At 64.3% G+C, this 10597-nt stretch carries 8 protein-coding genes; all 8 read left to right on the top strand.

The window, feature by feature from the left end; genetic code table 11:
* Positions 1–1174: 1174 nt before the first annotated feature.
* The gene (locus K675_RS0129485; RefSeq protein ID WP_037007395.1) at positions 1175–1588 is read left to right on the top strand and encodes a MarR family winged helix-turn-helix transcriptional regulator; all 414 of its coding nucleotides are present in this window, start codon (positions 1175–1177) and stop codon (positions 1586–1588) included.
* Complete coding sequence (locus K675_RS0129480) at positions 1585–3669, top strand: FUSC family protein (protein ID WP_026145646.1); 2085 nt, start codon at positions 1585–1587, stop codon at positions 3667–3669. Before K675_RS0129485 ends, K675_RS0129480 begins: the two co-directional genes overlap by 4 nt.
* Positions 3666–3875 (top strand): DUF1656 domain-containing protein, encoded by a 210-nt coding sequence (locus K675_RS0129475; protein WP_017907046.1) that lies wholly within the window; start codon positions 3666–3668, stop codon positions 3873–3875. The genes K675_RS0129480 and K675_RS0129475 overlap by 4 nt, the downstream gene beginning before the upstream one ends.
* Positions 3872–4786, top strand: coding sequence for an efflux RND transporter periplasmic adaptor subunit (locus tag K675_RS0129470; protein WP_017907045.1), 915 nt, complete (start codon positions 3872–3874; stop codon positions 4784–4786). Before K675_RS0129475 ends, K675_RS0129470 begins: the two co-directional genes overlap by 4 nt.
* Complete coding sequence (locus tag K675_RS0129465; protein WP_017907044.1) at positions 4783–6231, top strand: efflux transporter outer membrane subunit; 1449 nt, start codon at positions 4783–4785, stop codon at positions 6229–6231. Before K675_RS0129470 ends, K675_RS0129465 begins: the two co-directional genes overlap by 4 nt.
* A 100-nt stretch (positions 6232–6331) precedes the next feature.
* Positions 6332–6967, top strand: coding sequence for a hypothetical protein (locus K675_RS0129460; RefSeq protein ID WP_026145645.1), 636 nt, complete (start codon positions 6332–6334; stop codon positions 6965–6967).
* Between the two features lie 252 nt (positions 6968–7219).
* A complete protein-coding gene (locus tag K675_RS0129455) occupies positions 7220–8731 on the top strand; it encodes a YdgA family protein (protein ID WP_026145644.1) in 1512 nt (503 codons plus the stop codon).
* 165 nt (positions 8732–8896) lie between these two features.
* The coding region (gene pgaA / locus K675_RS0129450; protein ID WP_017907041.1) for a poly-beta-1,6 N-acetyl-D-glucosamine export porin PgaA at positions 8897–10597 on the top strand (1701 nt) is incomplete at its 3' end.

The raw sequence follows: 10597 nt of genomic DNA, 5'->3' as shown, positions 1-10597 counted from the left end.
TATTGGTATCAGGGGGTGAGCTGTTTTCTATGTTGGTCATTGTGATTTGAGATTCCGTTATCGTTTATTTTGTAAAACTAAGGGTTTCTCGTAGCTCATAGATTTTTTCTATTTATTGAAGTTTTTTAAGCTACACCGCTCAGATTGGATTTTTCCATTGTAGCGGTTGACAACGAAATTCAAGGTCTAATCAAATAATTTTTTACTAATTACATTTCTCGCTGATTAGTGGCATTTCTACTTTCGTTCGGACTCTAGGGATCTATCTCATGGAGATGTGTAACAGATCCTGACGAGGCCCATGTCCTTAAGATCTCTCTTGCAACGCCGGTACGGGCACCTCTATAGTCCGTGCTGTTGACCCTCGTCGACAGCGGATTTGGCGATCCGAAACAACTATGTGAGCGCAAACAGCGCCCAGGCTTCGTCGCACGCATTTGAAAATGCGCGTGATAGCTCTATGGCGGCTGTGCGTGGGAGACCTTAGGGTCTGCCGGGTTTCCATAGTTACCGGTTCGCCAACCTGCGTACAGCTGCCACCCTTTGTTTGGCGACGATGGGTGACGGCTCCTGACCTACAACTATGGAGCTTTGCCTGTGAACAGATATTGCCCGCTCACCAGTAACTCTTCCGACAGCCCTGTCCTGCTTATCGACACGCACGCCCCTCTCCACGTGCTTCATGAAAGTGCCTGCATCAGGATCCGCGCCGGTACTGTCTTGTTGGAGGCTCTCACCTCGATCACCATCAAGAATATCGATGATGCTGATCTCTACCGCCTCACAAACGGTGCCTATCTATTATGTCAGGATGGCCTGGATATCCTGGAGCGCATTCAGAATCGTCTGCCTGTGGACGACCAACCGTACCCGTAGTGCATTGTCTTGTCGGTCACGTGGCACCTCCTGTCTGCGGGGCATTCCGGAATGAGACATTTGATCGTTTCCATGTTGGAGGATGGGTGCGGCCAAGCCAGTTGCCTGCATGAGCTACGCTCAAATCAACGATCCTAGCCGGCCTCTTGTCGGCCGGGCGCGTAGACAAGAACAAATTGTTTCAAAGCTTGACGAAATCCTGACCGATGCGCGATATTGATAGTTAGCAAACTAACATTATGCGAATCCTCCTGTGTCCAAGCCTCTCGAACAGCTCCAGCAGAATATCTGCACCGGTATGGTGCTCGCTTCGCGCCATTGGCGGCGGGTCTGCCAGACCACGCTGGCCAACTACGGCATCTCCGAGGCCTGCGCCATGCCGTTGCTGATCATCGGTCGCATGGGGCCGGGCGTACGCCAGGTCACCGTGGCGCAGATCGCCGGGATGGAGAGCCCGTCGCTGGTGCGCCTGCTCGATCAGTTGTGCGGTGCCGGCTATGTGCAACGCACCGAGGACCCCAGCGATCGTCGGGCCAAGACCCTCGGCCTGACCGAGAACGGCCAGAGCCTGTTCCACGACATCGAAAAGCAACTGGTCCGCCTGCGCCATGAGGTGCTGGGCGGCCTTCCCCTGGCCGACCTGGAAGCCGCGTTACGGGTGATCCGCGCCTTCGAGGCCGCCGGGCAGGCATCGGGAGTGGCGGACTCTTGAACGGTTTCTGGACAGGCATGCCGCCGGCCCGCGACTGGTTCTACGGCGTGCGGACCTTCGCCGCGTCGATGATTGCGCTGTACATCGCGCTGATCATGGAAATGCCGCGCCCCTACTGGGCGATGGCGACGGTCTATATCGTCTCCAGCCCCTTCGTCGGCCCCACCAGCTCCAAGGCGCTGTACCGGGCGGTCGGGACCTTCCTCGGCGCAGCGGCGGCGGTGCTGTTCGTGCCGCTGTTCGTGCAGACCCCGTTCCTGCTGGCCGTGGTGGTCGCGCTCTGGACCGGCACCCTGCTGTTCCTGTCGTTGCACCTGCGCACCGCCAACAGTTATGCGCTGATGCTGGCCGGCTACACCATGCCGATGATCGCCCTGCCGGTGGTGGACAACCCGTTGAACGTGTTCGACATCGCCGTATCGCGCACCGAGGAGATCTTTCTCGGCATCGTCGTCGCGGCGGTGGTCGGCAGCCTGTTCTGGCCGCGTCGCCTGGCGCCGGTGCTGCTCGATGCCGCCGGCAAGTGGTTCGGTTCGGCGTCCAGCTACAGCCAGAAATTCCTCGCGCGCAACGTGCAGACCGATGAGGTCAGCGCGCTGCGCTCGGCCATGGTCGCAACCTTCAACAGCCTGGAGCCGATGATCGGCCAGTTGAGCCACGAAGGCGCCCGGCCGCAGATGGTGCGCAATGCCAGGGAATTGCGTGGGCGGATGATCCACCTGCTGCCGGTCGTCGATGCCCTGGACGATGCCCTCTACGCCCTGGAGCGTCGGACGCCGGAACTGGTCGCGCGTTTCCAGCCCCTGCTGGAGGCAACCCGGGAATGGTTGGACAGCACTGCCCAGGATGCGCCACACGAACGTTGGCAAGCCCTGCGCGCCCAGGTCGAGAGCCTGCAGCCGAGCGCTGGCGAACTCGATGATCGCCGGCAACTGCTGTTTTCCAACGCACTCTACCGCCTGGGCGAGTGGATCGATCTGTGGCAGGACCTGCGCAGCCTGCAGTACGCCATCCAGTGCGACAGCCAGGACAACTGGCGTGCGGTCTACCGGCATTGGCGGCTGGCGCGCCTGTCGCCGTTTCTCGATCGCGGCCTGATGCTCTATTCGGCCGGCACCGCCGTGCTGGCGATCGCCGTCGCCTCGGTGCTGTGGATCCTGACCGGCTGGAACGACGGCGCCAGTGCGGTGATCCTCGCTGCCGTGGCCTGCAGCTTCTTCGCCGCGATGGACGACCCCGCGCCGCAGATCTACCGGTTCTTCTTCTGGACCGCGCTGTCGGTGGTCTTTGCCAGCCTCTATCTGTTCGTGGTGCTGCCCAACCTGCACGACTTCCCGATGCTGGTGCTGGCATTCGCCGTGCCGTTCATTTGCGTCGGCACCCTGACGCTGCAGCCGGCGTTCTACCTCGGCACCTTGCTGACCATCGTCAACACCTCGTCTTTCATCAGTATTTCCGAGGCCTATGACGCGGACTTCCTGAATTTCGTCAATGCCAACCTGGCGGGGCCGGTGGGCCTGCTGTTCGCCTTCGTCTGGACGCTGGTGGTGCGGCCCTTCGGCGCCGAGCTGGCGAGCAAGCGCCTGACCCGTTTCAGTTGGCGCGACATCGTCCGCCTGAGCGAGCCGGCGACCCTGGCCGAGCACCGGCAGATGGGCGTGCGGATGCTCGACCGGCTGATGCAGCACCTGCCACGCCTGGCCATGACCGGCCAGGATACCGGCGCCGCGTTGCGCGAGTTGCGTGTCGCGCTCAACCTGCTCGACCTGCTGGCCTACACCCCGCGGGTGCTCGGGGTCGGCAACGTGTTGCTCCGGCAGGTGGTGGAAGAGGTGGGCGGCTACTTCCGCGCCTGCCTCAAGGCTGGTGAACGCCTGCCCGCGCCCGCGCCCCTGCTGATGACGCTGGACCGCACGCGTCGGGCCCTGAGTTCCCAGGGGCTCGACGACGGCGAAACCCGCCGACACCTGCTGCACGCCCTGAGCGGGCTGCGCCTGGCACTGCTGCCCGGCGTGGAGTTCGTCGACAGCGGTGATCAGTCGGACAACGTGCCCTATGGGATCAATGGAGTGCCGTTATGATCGGTGACGTCGATATCAGCGGGGTGTTCCTGCCTACGCTGCTGGTGCTGATGGGCATCACCTATGGGTTGTATCTCGTGGTGCACGGGCTGTTGACGCGCCTCCACTTCTATCGCCTGGTCTGGCACCGGGCATTGTTCAACGTCGGTCTCTACGCTTTGTTGCTGGGCGTTGTGGATTCGTTCAGTCGATACCTGATGACATGAAAAAACCTATTCTGACCATTGGCCGCGTGGTCCTGACCTTGCTCGTGGTGGCCTTCGCCTGTCTCGTGATCTGGCGCATGGTGATGTACTACATGTTCGCTCCCTGGACCCGTGACGGGCATATCCGTGCCGATATCGTGCAGATCGCACCGGATGTCTCCGGGCTGATCCAAGAGGTCCAGGTGCGCGACAACCAGCCGGTCAAGCGTGGCCAGGTGCTGTTCAGCATCGACCAGGACCGCTTCAGGCTGGCGCTGCGCCAGGCCCAGGCGGCGGTCGCCGATCGCCAGGAAACCCTGGCCCAGGCGCAGCGCGAGTACAAGCGCAACCGTGGCCTGGGCAACCTGGTGCCCGGCGAGCAACTGGAAGAAAGCCAGTCGAAGGTGGCTCGTGCCGAATCGGCCCTGGCCGAGGCCAAGGTGGCGGTGGACGCCGCGCAACTGAACCTCGACCGTTCGGTGATCCGCAGCCCGGTGGACGGCTACGTCAACGACCGGGCGCCGCGTGATCGGGAGTTCGTCACCGCCGGGCGCCCGGTGCTGTCGGTGGTGGACAGCGCCTCGTTCCATATCGACGGCTACTTCGAGGAAACCAAGCTCGACGGTATCCATGTCGGCCAGCGCGTGGATATCCGCGTGATCGGTGACAACGCCCGCCTGAGTGGCCATGTCGAGAGCATCGTCGCCGGCATCGAGGACCGTGACCGGACCAGCGGCTCGAACCTGCTGCCCAACGTCAACCCGGCGTTCAGTTGGGTGCGGCTGGCCCAGCGTATCCCGGTGCGCATCGCCTTCGATGAGGTGCCGGAGGACTTTCGCATGATCGCCGGGCGTACGGCGACCGTGTCGATCATTGACGACGCCGCGAAGGATACGTCCAAGCCACATGCCAAGCCCGGGGCCGCGCAATGAAAGCGCTGGCGAAGGTCACGACCCTGGGCCTGGGCCTGCTGTTGTCGGCGTGCTCGATGATCGGTCCGGACTATCACCTGCCGAGTGATTCGGCGATGCAGCGCAAGGACCTGCAGGGCCCGCTCGCCGGCGGCAGCGACAACGTGGTTTCGGCCCCGGTGCCGGCCGACTGGTGGCGCCTGTACCAGGACCCTCGGTTGAACGAACTGGTGCGCCAGGCGCTGGCCTCCAACACCGACCTGCGGGTCGCCGCGGCCAGCCTGGCGCGAGCCCGCGCCCAGGTGGAAGAGGCCGAGGCGGCCGGCGGTTTCAGTGCCGGGGTCAAGGCCGGGGCGCAGCGCCTGCAAGAGTCCGGTCAGGCCTTCCTGCTGGCGGAGAAGGTGCCGGTGGCGAATGTCGCCGATATCTCGCTGTCGGCGTCCTACCAGTTCGACCTGTGGGGCACCCTGCAGCGTGGCATCGAGGCGGCCAAGGCCAATGCCGATGCGACCCAGGCGGCGGGCGACGTGGCGCGGATCACCCTGGTGGCCGACGTGGTGCGTTCCTACACCCAGGTCTGCGCGGCGAACGAGGAGCGCGAGATCGCCGAGCACTCCCTCGACCTGCAAGCCCAGAGCACCGAGCTGACCAAGCGCCTACGCGACGCCGGGCGTGGCGACGAAACCCAGGTCACCCGCTCGCAGACCCAGTTCAAGTCCCTGCGGGCCGAACTGCCACGCTACACCGCGGCGCGCCAGGCCGGCCTGTACCGGTTGTCGATGTTGCTGGCCAAACCCGTCGACCAACTGCCGGCCGGCGTTGCCGATTGCGCCCAACTGCCGCATATCGCCCAACTGCTGCCGGTCGGCGATGGCGCCGAACTGCTCAAGCGCCGTCCGGACATCCGCCAGGCCGAACGGCGGCTGGCGGCGGCCACCGCCGGCATCGGGGTCGCGACGGGTGAGCTGTACCCGAACATCAGCATCGGTGCGACGGTGGGTACCATCGGTTTCGCCAAGGACCTTGGCGAGCCGTCGACCAATCGCTGGGGCTTCGGTCCGGCGATCAGCTGGACGGTACCGACCAACGGTGCCCGGGCGCGGATCCGCGAAGCCGAGGCGACGACCCAGGGCGTGCTGGCGCATTTCGACGGCGTGGTGCTCAACGCCATCCGCGAGACCCAGACCAGCCTGGCCCAGTACACCGCGCAACTCGACCGCCGCGATGCGCTGGCCGATGCCGAGCGGTCGGCCAAGCTGGCGGCGGAGCAGACGCACCGCTTCTTCAGCGCCGGCCGCGCCTCGTTCCTCGCCGACCTGCAGGCCACCCGCACCTACACCGACATGCGCGCGCAGCTGGCCGCGGCCAACACCCAGGTAGCCATGAGTCAGATCGAGCTGTTCCTGGCCCTCGGCGGTGGTTGGGAAAGCGGACGAACGCCACCTGTGCCCCCCGCCAAACCCTGAGTCCATTGCTATGCTCTGAATTAGCGGCTGGCCGCCGCTGGTTCGGGGCTTCGGGTGAATCCCCTGGCGCGGCCGGCGTGGCCTGACGGGGATTCTAATAATGAAAAACCCTTATGCTCCCGGTTTCTGGTGTGCGGTGGTCGCCCTGGTGCTGCTGTCGGCGGCGTATTTCTATGGCGTGATGCTTGCCCACCAGATCGACAAGGCGCTGGTGTTCCTCGACAGCGTCTGTGCCCTGATCGCGGTGATGTCCATCGTGGTGGTGGCCTGGGCCAGCTACCAGACCCAACAGATCAAGAAACGACAGTTGTCGCAGAGCAAGACCCTGGTGCTGGTCTGGGACACCAAGGTCGCCCTGCGTCGGGTCGAAACCGTGTTCGACCGCTATTTCTGGGGCAGCTACTGGCAGCCCGGGCGCACCTTCCAGGAAGTCATGGGCGAGCTGACCGGCACGCCGCTGGAGAAAAGCCTGGAGACCCTCAAGAGCCAATGCCTGAAGCTCGACCGGGAGGTGGCCCATGACGAGCGCCACTGGCTGAACAACGCCCGCGAGCTGGCGGACGTGGCCAGCGCCATGGCCCGCGAGCGTTATCAGCTGGATGTCTGCGATCCGCGCAACGACTCGCCGGACGGGGTGGTGATCAACCGCGACTTCGAGGTGCTGGTGTATACCTGGACCGCGCGGCTGAAAACCTTCGATCACCAGCTGGACGAGATGGAAGTGCAGTACTCCTGAATCCGCGTCGATCCGGAACCGGGGCCTGGCCCTGATGTCCATCCACCGTCACCCGGCCTGTCTGCCGGGTGATTGGCGTTTTTCCGTGCATTTTGCTTTCTGCGTCACAGGCCGAGGCGAGGTCGGCAGGTGCGCCCATCCTGGTGCAAATGCTAATCTGCGCGCTTTCGGGGCGCCGTCGAGCCGAACCCGGTCAAGGGTTCAGGGAAGACCAGCACTTTTCAACACAACGGATATCTGATCGGGTCATTCATGAATAAATCAGCGGGCTTGCTGTTAGGGTTTGTCGTCGTGGTCGGTGCCTTGAGCACCGCCGGTGCCTGGTACACCGGCAATCAACTGGAAGGGGCGCTGAACAGCTCGATCCAGGAAGCCAACGCCCAACTCAAGACAGCCATGAACAGCGGCGGGGCGAGCGCGAGCATTGAACTGGTGTCGCTGGAACGCAACCTGTTCACCAGCACCGCGCATTACCGCCTCAAGCTGCAGAACCTGCAACTGAGCGAAGAGAACAAGGACGTCGAACTGCTGTTCGTCGACCACATCGAGCACGGTCCGCTGCCGTTCTCGCGGCTGAAGTCGTTCAAGTTGATGCCGGTGATGTTCAACAGCAACTACGAGCTGGAGAAGAACGACCTGACCGCCAAGTGGTTCGATGCCGCCAAGGGCGCCGCACCGCTCAAGGGCGCGGTCGCGCTGGGCTACGATCGTTCGGTCGAAGGCAACGTCGAGCTGATCCCGCTGGATTTCGCCCCGGACGACAAGAGTACGGTGAAGTTTTCCGGGCTCAACCTGAACGTGGCCGGCACCGAAAAGGGTGCGAAGATCAAGGCCAACGGCTACATGGACAGCGTGAAAATCACCGGCCAGTCCGAAGAGGACGGCCCGGTATCGGTCGAACTCGGTGGTTTCACCGTGGCCAGTGACCTGACCAAAAGCGACTTCGGTTTCTACCTGGGTGGCAACACCCTGGAACTGAGCAGTGCCAAGGTCACCTACGGCGAGCAACCGGTGGTGGTGACGGTCAAGGACTTCGAACAGAAAGACAACCTGGAAGCCAATGGCAACGTCCTGTCCGGCCGCCTGGACTACACCGTCGGCGACATCGGCTACAACGGCAAGTCGGTGGGCAGCGCGAAGCTGAACCTGAGCGCGAAGAACCTGGATATCCCGGCGGTGCGCTCCCTGACCGAGATGTATCAGGCCGAACTGAAGGCCATGCAACAGGCTGCCGCCCAGGGTGAGGACGTCCCGCCGGTGCCCGAGCTGAGCGCCGAGCAGCAGATCAAGGCCCAGGCCGACATCAAGAAACTGCTGGCCGGCAAGCCGCAGATCGCCGTGGACAACCTGTCGTTCAAGACCGCCAATGGTGAAAGCCGTTTCAACCTGCAGGTGAACCTGGACAACCCGTCGTCCACGCAATTGCCGCCGCTGGAGCTGGGCAAGCAACTGGTCTCGCAGCTGGACGCCAGGCTGTCGTTGTCCAAGCCGATGATCGCCGACCTGGCCGGTGTGCAGGCCCTGCTCGAAGGCCAGACCGATTCCAAGCTGATCGCCCAGCAGGCGTCGATGACCAGTGAAATGGCTGGCACCATGGCGCTGTCCACCGAAATGGCGACCATCGAGGGCATGGATATCGTGTCCAAGCTGCACTATGCCGCGGGCCAGGTGGAGTTCAACGGGCAGAAAATGTCGCTGGAGGAATTCATCGCCCTGGTCATGTCCAAGGTCGGTGGCCTGGGCGGCGCTGAAGCCGCCGAGTAACGCGCCCATTGCGGCATCGGCCTCGGCCGATGCCCGCCAACTTTGGATCTTGCACCCGTCTTTTTTCGTCTACCCTTGCTGAAAGACAACTGAACCGGACCACCGGTTGCTGTCGCGAGGCTCCATCCTGCGTTTTGGGTCAGGCAGGAGCATTGAACCCCGGCCATGCTTCGGGAAGTGGACGATATGCCGCTTAATGCCCTGTTCTGCCCAAGTGGCAGATTGCGCCCTTTGCTGGGCGTGGCGTTGTGCAGCCAACTGTTGTGGCCCCTGGCCGCCCTGGCTGATGCCTCCTACGATCAACTGATCCGTCAGGCTCGTGACGGCCGCTACACGCCGGCCCTGACCTTCCTGCGGCAGGTGCCGCCTGCGCAGCAGTCGGCCGGGCTGGTCAGCGATCACCTGCAGATCGCCAGTTGGGCCGGGCTGGATGCCGAAGTGGTCAGCGTCTACGAGAGCCGGGGTGTGCACCGCGTCCTGCCGTCCCAGGCCCTGGGTGCCGTGGCCCGGGCCTATCGCAACCTGAAGCGTTGGGACGAGGCCGAGCGCCTGTATCGCCGGGCGCTGGAGCGCGAGCCGGGCAATGCCGACCTGCAACTGGGCCTGGCGGTGACCGAGGCGGATGCCGGCAATCCTCAGGATGCGGTACGCCGTGCCCGCGAACAGGTCGCCCGGCAGCCTGGCGACCCGTCGCGACACCTGGCGCTGGGTTATGCGCTGACCCGTTCGGGAGCCGACAGCGACGCCCTGTTCGAATACGACCAGGCCTTTGCCCGCGCCCCGGACAAGCCCCAGGTGCTGCGTGAATACGTGTTCGCCCTGCAGCGCGCGCGCCTGCCCGAACCGGCCCTGCGCCTGGCCCAGCAACATCCCGGGCTGATCGATGGGGCGTCCATCCGGCGCCTCGAAGGCGAGCTGGCCGCCGAACGGGTACGCCTGGCCGAGCGGCCAACCCGTAGCGAGCTGGAGCGCCATGCCGTGGCCGATCGGGCCCTGGCCGACTACGATCGGCTGCTGGCCGCCTGGTCGGCGGACCCGCAGGCTCATGACGACCTGGTGCGCTGGCGCATCGACCGCCTGGGCGCGCTCAAGGCCCGTTCGCGCAACGTCGAAGTACTGGCCGAACAGCAGAAGCTGCGCGATGAAGGCGTGACCATTCCCACCTACGCCCGGCGTTGGGTGGCGGCGGCCTATCTGGCGCGTCGCCAGCCGGAGCAGGCGGCGCAACTGTACCGCGAGGTGCTCGCCGCACCCGACGCCGATGCGGCCGACCGCGTCGACGATACTTCGGCTTTGGCCTACGCCCTGATCGAAAGCGACCGGCCGGAGGAGGCTCAGGAGGTCGCCGACAACCTGGCCAGGACCACCCAGGCCCGCCTTGAACTCAAGGGCCAGCCTGTCGGCGTGCCCAATGACGAATGGGTTGATGTGCAGCAACTGGCGGCGCAGATGGGCCTGCACAACGGCAATCTGCCCGCCAGCGAGCAGGGCCTGGAGGCCCTGGCGGCCCAGGCTCCGGGCAATGTCGGCGTGCGGGTCGCCCAGGCCGACATGTACCTGGCCCGCGCCTGGCCACGCCGCGCCGAGGGCCTCAACAAGGAGACCGAAAGCGCCGCACCGCGTGACCTGGGCCTGGAACTGTCCCAGGCCAACACCGCCCTGGCCTTGCAGGAGTGGCGTCAGCTCGATGTGCTGACCGACGATGTCGTCGCGCGTTTCCCGGAAAACCAGCAGGTCCGGCGCCTGGCACGGCAGCGGGAAGTCCACGACATGGCCGAGCTGCGGGTCGAGGGTTACACCGGCAAGAGCTTCGGTGGCGGCAGCGGCGGTGCCGGTGCGGTCACCGGCAGCCGTGACTATGGCATC

The sequence above is a fragment of the Pseudomonas fuscovaginae SE-1 genome (assembly GCF_000364705.1).
GTDB classification, from domain to species: Bacteria; Pseudomonadota; Gammaproteobacteria; order Pseudomonadales; family Pseudomonadaceae; genus Aquipseudomonas; species Aquipseudomonas fuscovaginae_A.
Note: the sequence above shows the minus strand (reverse complement) of the source record. Positions and strands in the feature narration are given on the sequence as shown.

What these genes read in the sequence shown, in the direction of transcription:
- K675_RS0129455 (WP_026145644.1), top strand. Translation starts at nt 7,220, where the DNA reads ATGAATAAATCAGCGGGCTTGCTGTTAGGGTTTGTCGTCGTGGTCGGT.
- K675_RS0129470 (WP_017907045.1), top strand. Translation starts at nt 3,872, where the DNA reads ATGAAAAAACCTATTCTGACCATTGGCCGCGTGGTCCTGACCTTGCTC.
- K675_RS0129485 (WP_037007395.1), top strand. Translation starts at nt 1,175, where the DNA reads ATGGTGCTCGCTTCGCGCCATTGGCGGCGGGTCTGCCAGACCACGCTG.
- K675_RS0129465 (WP_017907044.1), top strand. Translation starts at nt 4,783, where the DNA reads ATGAAAGCGCTGGCGAAGGTCACGACCCTGGGCCTGGGCCTGCTGTTG.
- K675_RS0129475 (WP_017907046.1), top strand. Translation starts at nt 3,666, where the DNA reads ATGATCGGTGACGTCGATATCAGCGGGGTGTTCCTGCCTACGCTGCTG.
- K675_RS0129460 (WP_026145645.1), top strand. Translation starts at nt 6,332, where the DNA reads ATGAAAAACCCTTATGCTCCCGGTTTCTGGTGTGCGGTGGTCGCCCTG.